The organism is Nocardia jejuensis NBRC 103114 (assembly GCF_001613145.1).
In the GTDB taxonomy this organism is placed as follows: Bacteria; Actinomycetota; Actinomycetes; order Mycobacteriales; family Mycobacteriaceae; genus Nocardia; species Nocardia jejuensis.
This window is the reverse complement of the sequence record NZ_BDBU01000014.1, coordinates 51,320-67,385: the sequence shown is the minus strand read 5'-3', so window position 1 is coordinate 67,385 and position 16,066 is coordinate 51,320. Positions and strand designations below refer to the sequence as shown.

15 protein-coding genes are annotated in these 16,066 nt (G+C 68.4%); 14 read left to right on the top strand and 1 reads right to left on the bottom strand.

The genetic code is table 11. The features are described from left to right. Positions 1 to 57: 57 nt before the first annotated feature. Complete coding sequence (locus NJ1_RS11740; RefSeq protein WP_067691816.1) at positions 58 to 567, top strand: carbohydrate-binding protein; 510 nt, start codon at positions 58 to 60, stop codon at positions 565 to 567. Positions 568 to 646: 79 nt separating this feature from the next. On the opposite strand, the gene NJ1_RS11735 is transcribed toward NJ1_RS11740, so the two are convergent. Further along, entirely contained in the window at positions 647 to 1,519 is an 873-nt protein-coding gene (locus NJ1_RS11735; RefSeq protein ID WP_067691814.1) for an alpha/beta fold hydrolase, read from the bottom strand. A gap of 567 nt (positions 1,520 to 2,086) precedes the next feature. Between NJ1_RS11735 and pyrR the strand changes: the two genes are divergently transcribed. The 13 genes from pyrR to coaBC all read left to right on the top strand — a co-directional run bounded on the left by pyrR (position 2,087) and on the right by coaBC (position 15,864). Beyond that, the gene (pyrR, locus tag NJ1_RS11730) at positions 2,087 to 2,725 is read left to right on the top strand and encodes a bifunctional pyr operon transcriptional regulator/uracil phosphoribosyltransferase PyrR (RefSeq protein ID WP_067691811.1); all 639 of its coding nucleotides are present in this window, start codon (positions 2,087 to 2,089) and stop codon (positions 2,723 to 2,725) included. Continuing rightward, positions 2,722 to 3,687 (top strand): aspartate carbamoyltransferase catalytic subunit, encoded by a 966-nt coding sequence (locus NJ1_RS11725; RefSeq protein WP_067691809.1) that lies wholly within the window; start codon positions 2,722 to 2,724, stop codon positions 3,685 to 3,687. Before pyrR ends, NJ1_RS11725 begins: the two co-directional genes overlap by 4 nt. Before the next feature lie 37 nt (positions 3,688 to 3,724). Continuing rightward, on the top strand, positions 3,725 to 5,080 hold the full coding sequence (locus NJ1_RS11720; protein ID WP_067691808.1) for a dihydroorotase: 1,356 nt from the start codon (positions 3,725 to 3,727) through the stop codon (positions 5,078 to 5,080). Then, positions 5,080 to 5,574 carry a PH-like domain-containing protein gene (locus NJ1_RS11715; protein WP_067691806.1) on the top strand — a complete coding sequence of 165 codons (495 nt, stop codon included), beginning with the start codon at positions 5,080 to 5,082 and terminating at the stop codon, positions 5,572 to 5,574. Before NJ1_RS11720 ends, NJ1_RS11715 begins: the two co-directional genes overlap by 1 nt. Before the next feature lie 71 nt (positions 5,575 to 5,645). After that, positions 5,646 to 6,761 carry a glutamine-hydrolyzing carbamoyl-phosphate synthase small subunit gene (gene carA, locus NJ1_RS11710; protein ID WP_067691804.1) on the top strand — a complete coding sequence of 372 codons (1,116 nt, stop codon included), beginning with the start codon at positions 5,646 to 5,648 and terminating at the stop codon, positions 6,759 to 6,761. After that, positions 6,761 to 10,129 carry a carbamoyl-phosphate synthase large subunit gene (gene carB / locus NJ1_RS11705; RefSeq protein WP_067691802.1) on the top strand — a complete coding sequence of 1,123 codons (3,369 nt, stop codon included), beginning with the start codon at positions 6,761 to 6,763 and terminating at the stop codon, positions 10,127 to 10,129. The genes carA and carB overlap by 1 nt, the downstream gene beginning before the upstream one ends. A 4-nt stretch (positions 10,130 to 10,133) precedes the next feature. Next, positions 10,134 to 10,958 (top strand): orotidine-5'-phosphate decarboxylase, encoded by an 825-nt coding sequence (pyrF, locus tag NJ1_RS11700; protein ID WP_067691800.1) that lies wholly within the window; start codon positions 10,134 to 10,136, stop codon positions 10,956 to 10,958. Positions 10,959 to 11,144: 186 nt separating this feature from the next. After that, positions 11,145 to 11,987, top strand: a complete 843-nt coding sequence (locus NJ1_RS11695) for a patatin-like phospholipase family protein (RefSeq protein WP_067691798.1) — start codon at positions 11,145 to 11,147, stop codon at positions 11,985 to 11,987. Positions 11,988 to 12,104: 117 nt separating this feature from the next. Beyond that, positions 12,105 to 12,524 carry a VOC family protein gene (locus NJ1_RS11690; RefSeq protein ID WP_067691795.1) on the top strand — a complete coding sequence of 140 codons (420 nt, stop codon included), beginning with the start codon at positions 12,105 to 12,107 and terminating at the stop codon, positions 12,522 to 12,524. Positions 12,525 to 13,276: 752 nt separating this feature from the next. Next, a complete protein-coding gene (mihF, locus tag NJ1_RS11685; RefSeq protein ID WP_067691792.1) occupies positions 13,277 to 13,600 on the top strand; it encodes an integration host factor, actinobacterial type in 324 nt (107 codons plus the stop codon). 7 nt (positions 13,601 to 13,607) lie between these two features. Continuing rightward, positions 13,608 to 14,189 (top strand): guanylate kinase, encoded by a 582-nt coding sequence (gmk, locus tag NJ1_RS11680; protein ID WP_067691790.1) that lies wholly within the window; start codon positions 13,608 to 13,610, stop codon positions 14,187 to 14,189. A gap of 100 nt (positions 14,190 to 14,289) precedes the next feature. Further along, on the top strand, positions 14,290 to 14,565 hold the full coding sequence (rpoZ, locus tag NJ1_RS11675; protein WP_067691787.1) for a DNA-directed RNA polymerase subunit omega: 276 nt from the start codon (positions 14,290 to 14,292) through the stop codon (positions 14,563 to 14,565). 78 nt (positions 14,566 to 14,643) lie between these two features. Beyond that, a complete protein-coding gene (coaBC, locus tag NJ1_RS11670; RefSeq protein ID WP_067691784.1) occupies positions 14,644 to 15,864 on the top strand; it encodes a bifunctional phosphopantothenoylcysteine decarboxylase/phosphopantothenate--cysteine ligase CoaBC in 1,221 nt (406 codons plus the stop codon). The last annotated feature ends 202 nt before the right edge of the window (positions 15,865 to 16,066 follow it).

Sequence of the window (16,066 nt, the reverse complement as noted above, 5' to 3'; positions counted from 1 at the left end):
GGCCGTCGAGCTCGCCGTGCCGGATTCGGCATCGCCGGGGCCGCCGCCGTCGCGGCGATGACCGTCGCGACTGCCGCGCCGGCATCCGCGCAACTGGCCATCACCTCGGCGCCGGTCTATTACGCCGACACCACCTACACCGTCACCTTCCCCGCCGCCGACGCGGATGCGATGGTCGCGCAGTACGGCCAGAACACCTTCGTGCTGGGGGCGACCAACACCACGCGCACCTTCACGGTGTGGTCGCCGCCGGTCACGTACACCGCGGGTCAGGATGTGACGTTCCAGTGGACCCCCGCGGATGTCACCCCGACGATGCCGGGCTCGGCGCCGGGGGTGTGGAATCTGAGCGTCGAGGAAGCGCACGTCGTGTCCACTCCGGTGGGTCCGCTCGTCGTCACCGTCGTCGCGGCGCCGGTGGTCGCCGCGTGGCAACAGGGCGCGACCTACCAGGTCGGCGATGTCGTGACCTACAACGGTGCCGAATACCGCTGCATTCAGGCGCACACCGCGCACGCGCCCAATTGGACACCGGATCTGACCCCGGCTCTCTGGCAGAAACTCTGATCGGCTGACACCGGAAGCCCTGATCTGCCCCGGCGGGTCAGGGCTTCCGGTGTCGACGTGGGGCTCCAGCCGTCCCGATTCAGTTCGTGGGAACGTGGGCGCGCACGAAATCGACTACCGCGTCGGTGAATTCGTCGTTGGCGTCGCTGGCGGCGGTGTGGGCGGCGCTGCTGATTTCGGTGTAGTCGGCGTGCGGGACCAGGGCGCGGAAGGCGGCTACACCCTCTTCGCTGACCACATCGGAGAGCTGGCCTCGGACCAGCAGGACCGGGATGGTGAGTTCGCGGGCGGCGGCTTCCAGGACCCGGCTGTGCAGGTCGATGTCCTCGGGGCCGCCGGACATCATGGCCGGATCCCAGTGCCAGTACCAGCGCCCGTCCGCGCGCTGACGCAGATTGCGTTGCAGGCCTTCGGGATTGCGAGGGCGGCGGCGGTGCGGGAGGTAGGCGGCGACGGCGTCGGCGGCTTCTTCGAGGGTGGCGAAGCCCTCGGGGTTGCCGCTGAGGAAGTTCAGGACGCGTTCGACGCCGGCGCGTTCGGGGCGGGGCACCACATCGACCAGGACCAGTCCGGTGATGCGCTCGCGCTCGGGGTGCGCGGTCGCGAGCAGCCCGGTCAGGCCGCCCATGCTGGCTCCGACCACGAATGCGGGCCGGTCGAGTTCGGCCAGAACGTTCATCAGGTCGGCGACCATCGCGTCGCGGCGGTAGTCGCCCTCGGGCGCCCAGTCACTGTCGCCGTGGCCGCGCGCGTCCAGCAGCACCGCCCGCATCCCGGCTTTGGCCAGCGCCAGCCCCGAATCCTTCCAGGAGTGGCGGGTCTGTCCGCCGCCGTGCAGGAATACCACCAGCGGCCCGTCCTGGGGTCCCCAGCTGTCGCCCGCGAGGGTGATACCGCCGCTGCCGCGGAAGCTCACGCGGGCAGGCTCGGTGAAGTCGGCTTCGTTGCTCACCCTCCGAGCATCGCACACGTCGGTTTACGGTGTATGAAGACTGGCCGGTAGCTGAAACCGCGAGCCGATCCCGCCGGAATGGAACATGACGTCGCGGCCGGTCGGCACCGCTCGCGGGCTGAGCTTCGCCGTTGGGTAGGTTCCGTCCCAGCGGCCGCGGGCCTGCTCGCTTCGGTGCGTCCGATGTCCGCGGCGGCCTGCGCTCGATGCGGTGGCGATGGCCAGACCTGCGGTGACCGGTCTGTGAGATAGCTCCCAGCGTCGAGGTCCGGCACCGCGGGTGCGACAGACCAATCGGTATGAAGTAGCTGTTTCGCGGGGGAGTGACCGTGGTCCGGTAGTGGGCGATGCGCTGAAGTGAATCCGCTGGTCACGAGTCCGGTCGGCACCGTGGAGGCGGTCCGGTGGGCCCGAGAACGGCGGGTCCGGAACCGTGCTCGGGGACCCGCATGCCACGCGATAGCCGAAGGGGTGCGGTGCGAACGGCATCGCTCGGCGCTGCTAGGCTGACCCGCTGAAAAGACATCCTTTAACGGACCGTCCGGTGAGGCGGGGAAGGAGGTCGGCATGGCCGTGCCCGAAGACCGGGCCGCCAAGTCGAGCGCTGGCGAATACTCGCAGCGACACGATCCCGAACAGATCCAGGCCGGTCGTGAGCTGCTGTCCGACTCGGACGTCGGCCGCACCATCGCCCGGATGGCGCACCAGATCATCGAGAAGACCGCGCTCGATTCCGCCGAAGCCGGCGCCGCCCGCGTCGTTCTCATCGGAATCCCTACGCGCGGAACGACTCTCGCGACCCGCCTGGCGAACAAGATCGAAGAATTCTCCGGCGTTCGCCCCGCGATCGGCTCGCTCGACATCACCCTCTACCGCGACGATCTGCGCAGTCGCCCGCACCGCCCGCTCGAACGCACCTCGGTCCCCGAGGGCGGTATCGAGGACGCGCTGGTGGTGCTCGTGGACGACGTGCTCTTCTCCGGCCGCACCGTCCGCTCCGCGCTGGACGGATTGCGCGATCTGGGCCGCCCGCGCGCGGTCCAGCTGGCCGTGCTCATCGACCGCGGTCACCGTGAACTGCCCATTCGCGCCGATTACGTCGGCAAGAACGTGCCCACCTCCCGCACCGAGGACATCTCGGTGCTGCTGCGCGAGCACGACGGCCGCGACGGTGTGCACCTGCGCCATCAGGAGGGGGACGAGTGAAGCATCTGCTGTCGGTCACCGATCTGGACCGCGCCGCTGCCACCGGTTTGCTGGACGAGGCCGAACGCTTCGAACAGGCGCTGCTGGGCCGTGAGGTCAAGAAGCTCCCGACCCTGCGCGGGCGCACGGTCATGACCGTGTTCTTCGAGAACTCCACGCGCACCCGGGTCTCCTTCGAGGTCGCCGGGAAATGGATGAGCGCCGACGTGATCAACGTGAGCGCGTCGAGTTCCTCTGTCTCCAAAGGCGAGTCGTTGCGCGACACCGCGCTGACCCTGCACGCGGCGGGCGCGGACGCGCTCATCGTGCGGCATCCGGCCTCGGGCGCGGCGCACCAGATCGCGCGCTGGTTCGACCAGATCGACGACGCGCAGGGCGGATACGCCGGCCCCGGGCCCGCGATCATCAATGCCGGTGACGGCACCCACGAGCACCCCACTCAAGCACTGCTGGACGCCCTGACCCTGCGTCAGCGCCTCGGCGATCTCGAGGGCAAGCGCATCGTCATCGTCGGTGACATCCTGCACAGCCGGGTCGCGCGCTCCAATGCCTTCCTGCTGGCCACCCTCGGTGCGGACGTGGTGCTGGTCGCCCCGCGCACCCTGCTGCCGATCGGCGTCGAGCAGTGGCCGGTCACGGTGTCGAGCTCCCTGGACGCGGAACTGCCCGGCGCGGACGCGGTCATGCTGCTGCGCGTGCAGGCCGAGCGCATGAACGGCGGCTTCTTCCCCTCGGCGCGCGAGTACTCGATCAACTACGGCCTCAACGAACGTCGCCTCGGCATGCTCGCCGAGCACGCGGTGGTGCTGCACCCCGGCCCGATGCTGCGCGGCATGGAAATCGCCTCCGCCGTCGCGGATTCTCCCAAAGCCGCTGTGCTGCAACAGGTCAACAACGGAGTCCACATGCGCATGGCGGTGCTGTTCCGCCTGCTGGTCGGCACCGACGAGGTGGTGGCATGAGCGCGAACAGCCACCGATCAGGCCGAGAGGAGACAGCATGAGCAACATCCTGATCACGAACGCCCTGATCTACGGTGAGGGCGAGCCGGTCGACGTGCTGCTCGCGGACGGCGAGATTCGCGAGATCGGCGCCGGCCTGGACCGCGGCGACGCCGAGATCGTCGACGCCGCGGGCCAGATTTTGCTGCCGGGCTTCATCGACCTGCACACCCATCTGCGCGAGCCCGGTCGCGAGGACACCGAGACCATCGAATCCGGTTCCGCCGCAGCCGCGCTCGGCGGCTACACCGGCGTGTTCGCGATGGCCAACACCAGCCCGGTCGCCGACACCGCGGTCATCACCGATCACGTGTGGCGGCGCGGGCAGGAGGTCGGCCTGGTCGACGTCTACCCGGTGGGTGCGGTCACGGTGGGGCTCGAGGGCAAGCAACTCGCCGAAATGGGCACCATGGCAGCGGGTGTCGGCAACGTGCGGATGTTCTCCGACGACGGCCACTGCGTGTACGACCCGCTGATCATGCGCCGCGCGCTGGAGTACTCGAACTCCCTGGGCGTGCTCATCGCCCAGCACGCGGAGGAGCCGCGCCTGACCAAGGGCGCCGTGGCACACGAGGGTCCGACCGCCGCCCGCCTGGGCCTGGCCGGTTGGCCGCGCGCGGCCGAGGAGTCCATCGTGGCCCGCGACGCGCTGCTGGCCCGCGACGCCGGTGCGCGCGTGCACATCTGCCACGCCTCCACCGCGGGCACCGTCGAACTGGTGAAATGGGCCAAGAGCCAAGGCATCTCGATCACCGCCGAGGTCACCCCGCATCACCTGCTCCTGGATGATTCGCGTCTGGAGACCTACGACGCGGTGAACCGGGTGAACCCGCCGCTGCGCGAGGCCTCCGATGTCGCCGCGCTGCGCCAGGCCCTGGCCGACGGTGTCATCGACTGCGTCGCCACCGATCACGCCCCGCACGCCGAACAGGACAAGTGCTGCGAGTTCGCGGCCGCCCGCCCCGGCATGCTGGGCCTCGAGACCGCGCTGTCCATCATCGTGCAGACCATGGTCCGCCCCGGTCTGCTGGACTGGCGCGGCGTCGCGCGGGTGATGAGCGAGAACCCTTCGCGCATCGTGGGTCTGGACGATCAGGGCCGCCCGCTCGAGGTCGGCGCACCGGCGAACCTGGTGCTGATCGACCCGGATGCCGAATGGGAGGTGCGGGCGAAGGAACTGGCCAGCATCTCCGACAACACGCCGTACGAGGCGATGACCCTGCCCGCGAAGGTGACGGCGACGTTCCTGCGCGGCCGGATCACCTCGCGCGACGGCGTGGCCGCTGCTCCACGCGGCGGCGACGAGGTCTTCGCCGGTGGAGACCGGCGGGTGGGGAACCGAGGAGGACCGTAATGGAGCGAACACTGCAGGTGGTCGGGCTGCTCGTCGTATTCGGGCTGGCTCTGTGGCTGATGTATCGAGCCTGGACCCGCAGGGCGCAGCGCCAGGCGGCATCGATCGGTGACCTGCCGGCCGTGCCCGGCGACTGCGGGGCGCAGCTGCTGGAACCGACCACGGGCATGTACCTCGGCAGCACGCTGGCGCCCAGCTGGATTCAGCGAATCACGGTGGGCGACCTGGGTTTCCGGGCCACCGCGGAGATGACCAGGTTCGAGCGCGGCATCCTGCTCGAGCGGGACGGCGCGGGCACGATCTGGATTCCCCAGGAGTCCATCACCGCGGTACGCACCGAACGCGGGCACGCGGGCAAGGTGATGACAGAAGACGGAGTGCTGGTGATCCGCTGGACGCTGCCGACCGGAACCGAGGTGGATACCGGTTTCCGCGGTGACGACAAGGCGATCTATCCGGCATGGACGAACGTGACCACGGGAGAAGCGGAATGAGCGGTCAGGAGCCGCGGGCGGCAGCCCGCGCGACCACCGAGGCACCCCGCACATTCCAGAAAGGGCAGAGCATGAGCGGAAATACAGCCGTGATGGTGCTCGAGGACGGCCGCGTTTTCCGCGGGACGACTTTCGGCGCCACCGGACAGACTTTGGGTGAGGCGGTGTTCTGCACCGCGATGACCGGGTACCAGGAGACCCTCACCGATCCCAGCTACGACCGTCAGATCGTGGTGGCCACGGCCCCGCAGATCGGCAACACCGGCTGGAACGACGAGGACGACGAGTCCGGCAGGATCTGGGTCGCCGGATACGCCGTGCGCGACCCCTCGCGCACGGTCTCGAACTGGCGCGCCACCCGCAGCCTGCAGTCGGAGCTGGAGAACCAGAACGTCGTCGGCATCGCGGGCATCGACACCCGCGCGCTGGTGCGGCACCTGCGCACCCGCGGCTCGATGAAGGCGGGCATCTTCTCCGGTGCGGAACTGGCCGAGTACGAGGAACTGCTGGCGCGGGTCACCGGCCAGCCCTCCATGCTGGGCGCGGATCTCGCGGGCGAGGTCAGCACCGACGAGATGTACACCATCGAACCCGAGGGCGAGCACCGATTCACCGTCGTCGCGGTGGATCTCGGCATCAAGTCCAACACCCCGCGCATGTTCGCCCAGCGCGGCATGCGGGTGCACGTGGTGCCCTCGAACGTCACCCTGGACCAGATCAAGGAACTCGGCCCGCACGGTGTGTTCCTGTCCAACGGCCCGGGCGATCCGGCCACCGCGGACGCCCAGGTCGCACTGACCCAGGGCATTCTGAGCGAGAACCTGCCGCTGTTCGGCATCTGCTTCGGCAACCAGATCCTGGGCCGGGCGCTGGGCCGGGGCACCTACAAGATGAAGTTCGGTCACCGCGGCATCAACGTCCCGGTCATCGAGCATCACACCGGGCGCATCTCGATCACCGCGCAGAACCACGGCTTCGCCCTCGAGGGTGAGCGCGGCGAGGTGTTCGACACCCCGTTCGGCAAGGCCGAGGTCAGCCACGTGTGCGCCAATGACGGTGTGGTGGAAGGCGTTCAGCTGGTGAACGGGCGCGCCTTCTCCGTCCAGTACCACCCCGAGGCCGCCGCCGGACCGCACGACGCCGCCTACCTGTTCGATCGCTTTGCCACGCTGCTGGAAGGAGCCTGATGCCTCGCCGTACAGACCTCGAACACATCCTGGTGATCGGCTCGGGCCCGATCGTCATCGGACAGGCGTGTGAGTTCGACTATTCCGGCACCCAGGCCTGCCGCGTCCTGCGGTCCGAGGGCCTGCGGGTGTCGCTGGTGAACTCCAACCCGGCCACCATCATGACCGACCCCGAGTTCGCCGATTCGACCTATGTCGAGCCGATCACCTGGGAGTTCGTCGAGAAGGTCATCGCCAAGGAGCGTCCCGACGCCATCCTGGCGACCCTCGGTGGTCAGACCGCGCTCAATTGCGCTGTCGCACTGCACGAGCACGGCATCCTGGAGAAGTACAACGTCGAGCTGATCGGCGCGGACTTCGAAGCCATCCAGCGCGGTGAGGATCGCCAGAAGTTCAAGGACATCGTCGCCAAGGTCGGCGGCGAGAGCGCCCGCTCGCGGGTCTGCTACACCATGGACGAAGTCCGCGACACCGTCGGGGAACTGGGCTTCCCGGTCGTGGTGCGCCCGTCCTTCACCATGGGCGGGCTGGGCTCGGGTATGGCCTACAACCAGGACGATCTCGATCGCATCGCCGGTGGCGGCCTCGCGGCCTCGCCGACCGCGAACGTGCTGATCGAGGAATCCATCCTGGGCTGGAAGGAATTCGAGCTCGAGCTCATGCGTGACGGCAAGGACAACGTCGTCATCGTTTGTTCGATCGAGAACGTGGACCCGATGGGCGTGCACACCGGTGACTCGGTCACCGTCGCCCCGGCCATGACCCTCACCGACCGCGAATACCAGAAGATGCGCGATCTGGGCATCGCCATCCTGCGCGAGGTCGGCGTGGACACCGGCGGCTGCAACATCCAGTTCGCGGTGGACCCCGCCGACGGCCGCCTGATCGTCATCGAGATGAACCCGCGGGTGTCGCGCTCGTCCGCATTGGCTTCCAAGGCAACGGGATTCCCGATCGCCAAGATCGCCGCCAAGCTGGCCATCGGCTACACCCTCGACGAGATCGTCAACGACATCACCGGCGAGACCCCGGCCTGCTTCGAGCCGACCCTGGACTACGTGGTCGTCAAGGCCCCGCGGTTCGCGTTCGAGAAGTTCCCCGGCGCCGACACCACGCTGACCACCACCATGAAGTCGGTCGGCGAGGCGATGTCCATGGGCCGCAACTTCTCCGAGGCGCTGGGCAAGGTCCTGCGCTCGCTCGAGACCAAGTCCGCCGGCTTCTGGACGCAGCCGGACGGCGAGTGGGCTCCCGCCGAGGGCGGCGACGCGCACGCGGCCGTCGAGGCCATCCTCGCGGACCTGCGCGTTCCCACCGAAGGCCGGATCTACCAGGTGGAGCGCGCGCTTCGCCTGGGCGCGACCGTCGCGGACACCGCCAAGGCCTCGGGCATCGACCCGTGGTTCGTGGCCGAGGTGGCCGGGCTGGTCGACCTGCGCCAGGACATCCTGGACGCGCCCGTGCTGGACGAGGCGCTGCTGCGCGTCTCCAAGCACTACGGCCTGTCCGACGGCCAGATCGCCGCGCTGCGACCGGAACTCGCGGGCGAGAACGGCGTGCGGGCCCTGCGCCACCGTCTCGGCATCCGCCCGGTGTTCAAGACCGTCGACACCTGCGCCGCCGAGTTCGACGCCAAGACCCCGTACTACTACTCGGCCTACGAGCTCGATCCCGCCGCGGAATCGGAAGTGGCGCCGCAGCGCGAGCGCGAGAAGGTCATCATCCTGGGCTCCGGCCCGAACCGCATCGGCCAGGGCATCGAGTTCGACTACTCGTGCGTGCACGCGGCGCAGACGCTCTCGGCCGCGGGCTACGAGACCATCATGGTCAACTGCAACCCCGAGACCGTCTCGACGGACTACGACACCGCCGATCGCCTGTACTTCGAGCCGCTGACCTTCGAAGACGTGCTCGAGGTCTACCACGCGGAGACCGAGTCCGGCACCGTCGCGGGCGTCATCTGCCAGCTCGGCGGCCAGACGCCGCTGGGTCTGGCCCAGCGCCTGACCGACGCGGGCGTTCCGGTGGTCGGCACCTCGGCCGCGGCCATCGACCTGGCCGAGGACCGCGCCGAATTCGGCGATGTGCTTGTGGCGGCGGGACTTCCGGCTCCCAAGTACGGCACCGCCACCACCTTCCCGCAGGCCAAGAAGATCGCCGCGGAGATCGGCTACCCGGTCCTGGTGCGTCCCTCCTACGTGCTCGGCGGCCGCGGTATGGAGATCGTCTACGACGAGGCCACCCTCGAGGGCTACATCTCGCGCGCGACCGAGATCTCCCAGAACCGCCCGGTGCTGATCGACCGGTTCCTGGAGGACGCCATCGAGATCGACGTCGACGCCCTGTGCGACGGCGACGAGGTCTACCTGGGCGGCGTCATGGAGCACATCGAGGAGGCCGGTATCCACTCCGGTGACTCGGCGTGCGCCCTGCCCCCGATCACCCTGGGCCGCAGCGATATCGAGGCCGTGCGCCGCTCGACCGTCGCCCTGGCCAAGGGCATCGGCGTCAAGGGGCTGCTGAACGTGCAGTACGCGCTCAAGGACGATGTGCTCTACGTCCTCGAGGCCAACCCGCGCGCCAGCCGCACCGTGCCGTTCGTGTCCAAGGCCACCGCGGTGCCGCTGGCCAAGGCCGCGGCCCGCATCGCCATGGGCGCGAGCATCGCCGAACTCCGCAAGGAGGGCCTGCTCCCGGCCGAGGGCGACGGCGGCCACGTGCCGGTCGACGCGCCGGTCGCGGTGAAGGAAGCGGTGCTGCCGTTCCACCGCTTCCGCCGCCCCGACGGCACCGGCATCGACTCGCTGCTCTCGCCGGAGATGAAGTCCACCGGTGAGGTCATGGGCATCGACGCCGATTTCGGCACCGCCTTCGCCAAATCGCAGGCCGCGTCCTACGGTTCGCTGCCGACCGAGGGCACCGCCTTCGTCTCGATCGCCAACCGGGACAAGCGCGCCATGGTGTTCCCGGTCAAGCGCCTCAACGATCTGGGGTTCCGTATCCTGGCGACCGAGGGCACCGCGGAAATGCTGCGCCGCAACGGTATTCCGTGCGAGCAGGTGCGCAAGCATTCGGACCCGCAGCCCGCCGAGGGTCGATCGGACGCCGCCGGCGACTCCGTGTCCTCGCCGAGCATCGTGGACATGATCAAGGACGGGGACGTCGACATCGTGTTCAACACCCCGTACGGCAACAACGGGCCGCGCGTGGACGGGTACGAGATCCGCACCGCCGCGGTCGGGGCGAACATCCCGTGCATCACCACCGTGCAGGGTGCGGCCGCCGCGGTACAGGGCATCGAGGCCAGCATCAACGGCGGCATCGGCGTGCGGTCCCTGCAGGAACTCCACGCCACCCTCCGGGGCTGATCCGATGACGAGTTTCGGTGTGCGGCTGCGGGATGCGATGCGCGAGCACGGTCCGCTGTGCGTGGGCATCGACCCGCACCCGTCGCTGCTCCGGGCCTGGGGCCTGAACGAGGACAGCCTCGGCCTGGCGAAGTTCGCGGACGCGTGCGTCCAGGCCTTCGCCGGGCGGGTGGCCCTGGTCAAGCCGCAGGTGGCATTCTTCGAAACCTACGGTTCCGCCGGAATCATGGTGCTGGAGGAGACGATCGGCGCACTGCGCGAGGCGGGCACCCTGGTGCTCGCCGATGCCAAGCGCGGCGATATCGGATCCACCATGGACGCGTACGCCCACGCCTGGCTCGGCGATGGACCGCTGGCCTCGGACGCGGTGACCGTGTCCCCGTACCTCGGATTCGGTTCGCTGGCACCGGCACTGGATCTCGCGGACAAGAACGGCCGCGGCGTCTTCGTCCTGGCCGCCACCTCGAATCCGGAGGGCGCGGAACTGCAGCGCATCACCGGTCCGGACGGCCGCACCATCGCCCAGCGCATGGTCGATGACGCGGCGGCGGCGAACGCGGGCGCCGGATTCGGTTCCGTCGGTGTGGTCGTCGGCGCGACCCTCACCGACGCCCCGGACCTGAGCGCCCTCAACGGCCCCATCCTGATGCCGGGGGTCGGCGCGCAGGGCGGGGGAGCGGACTCCATCCGCGCCCTGGTCCCGGCGAGCGGCCTGGGCGCGGTCCTGCCCAACGTCTCCCGCGAGGTCCTCAAGTCCGGCCCCTCGATATCGGCCCTGCAGCAGCGAGTCTCGGAACTCACCGACGAATTCGCCTTCCTGCAGCGCTGATCGGGCGCGACACGGCACCTGTCCGGAGAAGCCTGGATCCTTCGGGATCCAGGCTTCTCCCCCTCCCGCATCCGAATCGGACCGCGGCAGAACGGAGTCTGGGCTCATGGGCGAGCTGACGAGAGGCACGCACCCGGCCCGGAACGGAACCCGAACGGGGCGCCTCTGCTCCGATAGAGTGGGCGTATGTCTGCAGCGTTGCCGCCCAACGGATCTCGGATCGCCCTCGTGCTCGGGGGAGGTGGGCCGGTCGGGATCTCCTGGATGACGGGGCTCGCGCTCACGCTGCGGGAGGCGGGGATCGATCTGGGGCTGGCCGATCGTATCGTGGGCACCTCGGCGGGTGCGGTGGTCGGATCGGTGCTGGCCGGTGACGGTGACCTGGCCAGGTTGGTGGCCCCGCGGTCGGACGGGGCCGCCCCGATCAACTTCGATCTGGTGCGCTTCGGGGAGATCCTGGGAATTCTGGCGACCCCCGGGGTTTCTCCGGCCGAAGCGCGTCGCCTGGCCGGTGTTCGGGTGACCGAATTGGCCGTGGAGGATCCGGAGGTCCACCTCGGCCGGATTCGTCCGCTGGTCGGCACCTCGGAGTGGTCCGATCGGGACCTGCTGGTCACCACCATCGATATCGGCACGGGTGAACTGCGCGCGTGGTCCAGGGCGGACGGTGTGCCGCTGGACGTCGCGGTGACCGCCAGCACGGCGGTGCCCGGCATCTTCCCGGCCATCCCGATCCAGGGCCGGGAGTACTTCGACGGTGGCATGCGCTCGCCGATCAATGCCGATCTGGCCGCGGGATTCGATCTCGTGGTGATCATCGAGCCGCTCGCGAACGTGTTCCCGCGCATCCCCGAGGACGGCGAACTCGGCGGCGCGGCAACCATTTCCGTCGTTCCCGACGCCGAGATGGTCGCGGCGGTCGGCGTCGACTTCTTCAGCCCGCATCTGCTCGAGCCCGCCTACGAGGCCGGCGTCCGTCAGGCCGCCGAGGTCGCCGTGCAGTTGAAGGAGCTGTGGCCGACGCGCTGAGCGGCCACCGGACCTTGTAGATCGCAGCCCGCAGGAGTGATGCTCCAGCGGTTGTCGCCCCCCGCACCACCTTTCACTACAGTTCTGCGCGTTCGCGTACTGAAAGGTGAATCACCCATGTCCGATGTCGGTCTGCTCTCCTTCGCTCAAACCCGGGTGCTGGTGGACGATTTCGCCGCCAGCTACCGGTTCTATCGCGAGGTGCTGGGCCTGTCGCTCAAACATCACCAGCCGGGCGACCCAGAGCCCGTCGACGGCCCGTACACGTGCTTCGTCGCCGGTACCGCCGATCTCGCGCTGTTCCAGCGCGCCTACATGGACGCCGCCATCGGCGCCGAGCACCGCGCGCGCGGTGCGGCGGACGGCGTCGTGGTCGTGCTGCGGGTCGCGAACGTCGACGCCGCGGCCGAGGCCGTCCGCGCGCGCGGCGCGGAACTGCTGACCGAACCGGTCGATCAGCCCGCCTGGGGGACCCGCGTGGCCCATCTGCGCGCGCCGGAGGGCACGCTCGTCGAGCTCTGCGAGTACGAGGACTGACCCCGCGCCCCGGCGCGCATCCGCCGGTCGCGATGAGCTGATCAGGGCGCTCGGTTGTTCGCTTTCCGCGAACACGGCCCCGTACCAGGGCGTTTGGTCTGTTTTGTCCGATATTGACATGAATTGTCTTGGGGAACAGCGCGATTCGTCGGTCCGATGCCGCGCTCCAGGCTGCGCGCCCCCGGAGATGGGCGGCCCACCGGCTGTGACCAGCCCTGGAGCGGGCCCAGTGGCCGCCTGTCGCCCGTTCGGACCTCGCCGAACCCGGGATGGGCGTTCGACCGGATTCGGCCTCCTGTGGCTGAGCGAGCGGGTTGCGCGGATATCGCGCACTCGTGTCGCGGGCATTGCGAACCGCTCACTCGCGGGTTCGGCCGAACGTCGTCCCGCAGGGCCTGTGACACGCGACACGCGGTGCGTAAAACACGCGACACGCCGGAGAATTCAAGAAAGTTCCAGGTCGCGTGATCACAGTGTGGTCACGGTCCGAAAGCGTGTTCGGGCAAGTGGTCCGATGACCTGGTCAGGAGCCGAAAAAGCCCTGGGTACAAGGACATTCGGTGGGCTGGTTGTAGGGTGGTCGCGGCCGGTAGGAGCGGATGTGCATCAATGCCCCTCCGGCCCGGTCGTGCCCGGAATCACGCGCTGACCTGGGGGGTGGGTTCGCAATCCCCAGGCGTCGTGGGTACGGTCGCTGAGACCGCTGGGTTACCGGCGGGAGATCATGCAATGAACGATGAGACGGAGGAACCGTGGCCCTTCCCCAGCTGACTGACGAGCAGCGCGCCGCTGCTTTGGAGAAGGCGGCTGCCGCCCGGCGCATTCGGGCGGAACTCAAGGAGCGCCTGAAGCGTGGCGGTACCGATCTGAAGACGGTCCTTAGCGATGCCGAGAAAGACGAAGTTCTGGGCAAGATGAAGGTTTCGGCCCTGCTCGAGGCCCTGCCGAAGGTTGGCAAGGTCAAGGCTGCCGAGATCATGAGTGAGCTGGAAATCGCTCCCACCCGCCGACTGCGCGGACTGGGCGACCGGCAGCGTAAGGCGCTGCTGGCCCGGTTCGACTTCACCGCCGATTAATCCGAGGGTGGTCGAACACACTCGGAAGGGTCGACTGGTAGTCCTGGTCGGCCCCTCGGCCGTAGGCAAGTCCACCGTCGTGCGCTGTTTGCGCGAACGGCTGCCCCAATTGGTTTTCAGTGTTTCGGCCACCACCCGGGCTCCCCGGCCCGGGGAGGTCGACGGACGTGATTACCGGTTCGTGTCCCGGACGGAATTCGACGCGATGATCGATGCGGACGAACTTCTGGAATGGGCCGACATCCATGGTGGGCTGCAGCGGTCCGGAACTCCGGCCGCACCTGTGCGAGACGCGCTGAAGGCCGGTAGCCCGGTCCTGATCGAGGTCGACCTCGAGGGCGCGCGCTCCATCCGCAAGACCATGCCGGAAGCCACACTGGTGTTCCTGTCCCCACCCAGTTGGGAAGAACTGGTGTCCCGGCTGACCGGCCGCGGCACCGAGACTCCCGAGGTCATCGAGCGGAGATTGCTCACCGCGAAGACCGAGATGGCGGCCTGTGACGAGTTCGACACCGTCATAGTGAACGACGAGGTGACCAGCGCCTGCGAGCAGTTGGTATCCTTGTTCGTTAGCACAAATTCGAGGTAGCCCTCGAACACCGGCTCGTCTACTCGCGGATCACTCGTGATCGCGTGCAGTGAGCCGGTTCGAAATCCTTCCGAACGACAACCCCGCAGGAGCCTCCCTAGTGAGTGACCTCAAGACCGTTCCCACTTACGACACTCCGATCGGGCTCACCAACCCGCCGATCGATGAGCTGCTCGAGCGCACCTCGTCCAAGTACGCGCTGGTGATCTACGCGGCCAAGCGGGCCCGTCAGATCAACGATTACTACAACCAGCTGGGCGACGGCATTCTCGAATACGTCGGTCCGCTGGTCGAGCCGGGTCTGCAGGAGAAGCCGCTGTCGGTGGCGATGCGCGAGATCCACGCCGATCTGCTCGAGCACTCCGAAGGCGAATAAGCCACACGGGTCAGGCAGGCCACTTCTCTACGGCGCTGGAGGCGTAGTGACGACGACACATTCCACCCGGGGCATGCGGTGACCCGGGTCATCGTCGGTGTCGGCGGCGGTATCGCCGCATACAAGAGTTGCGCCCTCGTGCGCCGGTTCACCGAAACCGGCCACGAGGTGCGTGTCATCCCCACCGAAGCGGCGTTGAACTTCGTCGGCAAGGCCACCTTCGAGGCGCTGTCCGGCAATCCCGTGCACACCGGTGTTTTCGCCGATGTGCCCGAGGTGCCGCACGTGCGACTCGGGCAGGAAGCCGACCTCGTGGTCATCGCCCCCGCGACCGCCGATCTCATGGCGCGTGCCGCATCCGGCCGCGCGGACGATCTGCTCACCGCCACACTTCTGACCGCCCGATGTCCGGTCCTGTTCGCGCCCGCGATGCACACCGAGATGTGGGAGCACCCCGCCACCGTCGCGAACGTGGCCATGCTGCGCTCGTTCGGTGCGACCGTGATGGAACCCGCGTCGGGCCGGCTCACCGGAGCCGACACCGGTTCGGGCCGGTTGCCCGAGCCCGCGGAGATCTTCGGTCTCGCGACGCTGCTGCTGGAACGTCCCGACGCCCTGCCCCGCGACCTCGAAGGTCGCCGAGTCGTGGTGTCCGCGGGCGGAACTCGCGAACCCCTGGACCCGGTGCGGTTCCTGGGCAATCGCAGCTCCGGCAAGCAGGGCTACGCGATCGCGCGACTCGCCGCACAGCGCGGTGCACAGGTGACGCTCATCGCCGGCAATACCATCGGTCTGGAACCACCGGCCGCAGTCGAGGTCGTGCACGTGACCACCGCGGAGCAGTTGAAAATCGCGGTGGACAAGCACGCACTGGGCTCGGACGCGGTGATCATGGCCGCCGCGGTGGCCGATTTCCGACCGGTGAACGTGGCCGCGGCGAAGATCAAAAAGGGTGCGGACGAACCGAATTCGATCGAGTTGTCCAAAACCCCGGATATCCTCGCCGGCCTGGTGCAGACGCGCCGGGAAGGTCAGTTGCCGGGCACCACGATCGTCGGCTTCGCCGCCGAGACCGGTGACGAGCATGCGGATGTGCTCACCCACGCGCGATCCAAACTCGCGCGCAAGGGCTGTGACCTGCTGGTGGTCAATGCCGTTGGTGAAGGTAAGGCTTTCGAGGTGGACCACAACGACGGCTGGCTGCTCGGCGCCGACGGCACCGAGATCGCCCTGGACCACGGGTCCAAGGCACTGCTGGCGAGTCGGGTGCTGGACGCGCTCGGACCACTTCTGCGTTGAGGCGGAAGTTACGGCGTTCGGTGGGATCGGCGCGCTAGAGTCGATCCGAACTGTCTGAGTCACAATCCGTTCAATATCCAGAGCGTGCTCGCCCCCGCGGCGAACGGTTTGGAATAGTCTGAGACAAGGGGCTGTGCGGTAGCGCGGACGCGTCACCGTCGCAGGCCGATACGAGAAGAAAACCCGTTCAGGGAGAGGGAAC

Excerpts from the sequence above, each read along its gene's own strand:
- NJ1_RS11740 (WP_067691816.1), top strand. The coding sequence starts at position 58 with ATGACCGTCGCGACTGCCGCGCCGGCATCCGCGCAACTGGCCATCACC.
- pyrR (WP_067691811.1), top strand. The coding sequence starts at position 2,087 with ATGGCCGTGCCCGAAGACCGGGCCGCCAAGTCGAGCGCTGGCGAATAC.
- NJ1_RS11720 (WP_067691808.1), top strand. The coding sequence starts at position 3,725 with ATGAGCAACATCCTGATCACGAACGCCCTGATCTACGGTGAGGGCGAG.
- NJ1_RS11715 (WP_067691806.1), top strand. The coding sequence starts at position 5,080 with ATGGAGCGAACACTGCAGGTGGTCGGGCTGCTCGTCGTATTCGGGCTG.
- carA (WP_067691804.1), top strand. The coding sequence starts at position 5,646 with ATGAGCGGAAATACAGCCGTGATGGTGCTCGAGGACGGCCGCGTTTTC.
- carB (WP_067691802.1), top strand. The coding sequence starts at position 6,761 with ATGCCTCGCCGTACAGACCTCGAACACATCCTGGTGATCGGCTCGGGC.
- pyrF (WP_067691800.1), top strand. The coding sequence starts at position 10,134 with ATGACGAGTTTCGGTGTGCGGCTGCGGGATGCGATGCGCGAGCACGGT.
- NJ1_RS11695 (WP_067691798.1), top strand. The coding sequence starts at position 11,145 with ATGTCTGCAGCGTTGCCGCCCAACGGATCTCGGATCGCCCTCGTGCTC.
- NJ1_RS11690 (WP_067691795.1), top strand. The coding sequence starts at position 12,105 with ATGTCCGATGTCGGTCTGCTCTCCTTCGCTCAAACCCGGGTGCTGGTG.